Annotated in this window: 1 protein-coding gene; it reads right to left on the bottom strand. The window is 75.6% G+C overall.

What is annotated here, in order from left to right; all coding sequences use genetic code 11:
- Positions 1 to 509, bottom strand: a 509-nt coding sequence (locus F6X68_RS33090) for a PspC domain-containing protein (RefSeq protein ID WP_151457884.1), incomplete at both ends; no start/stop codon positions are given.

Genomic DNA, 509 nt, shown 5'->3' with positions numbered 1-509 from the left:
GGGCGGTGGGCGGAACGGGCGGGACGGGGCCGACCGGCGCGCCCTGGGCGGCCCTGTTGTCGCGGTTCAGCAGCAGCGCGCCGCCGATCAGGATCGTGGCGCCGAGCAGCACCGCCCGGAACGCGTCCGTGACGATGTAGCCGAAACTGATCGCGACCAGGATGCTCAGCACGATCACCGTGACCGGGGACATGCTGGACCGGCCCCGGCCCAGCATGGACTCGACGGGAGAGGCGCTGTCCCCCTCGCCCGGGATGATCAGCCAGGCGGTGACGTAGACCAGGATGCCGATGCCGCCGAAGAAGCCGAGCACCGCCAGCAGCACCCGCCAGAGGACCGGGTCGGTGTTGGTGGCCCGGCCGATGGCGGCGCAGACGCCGGCCAGGTAGCGGCCGTCGCGGGGGCGCACCAGGCCGTACCGCGAGGTGAAGCCGGCGCCGCCGAACGACGGCTGCGGTCCGGGGCCCGGCGGTGGCGTCCCGCCCGCGTCCCCGGCGGGGGGCGGCGCG

The sequence above is a fragment of the Micromonospora sp. AMSO12t genome (assembly GCF_008806585.1).
Taxonomy (GTDB): Bacteria; Actinomycetota; Actinomycetes; order Mycobacteriales; family Micromonosporaceae; genus Micromonospora; species Micromonospora reichwaldensis.
This window is presented reverse-complemented; position numbering and strand designations above follow the sequence as displayed.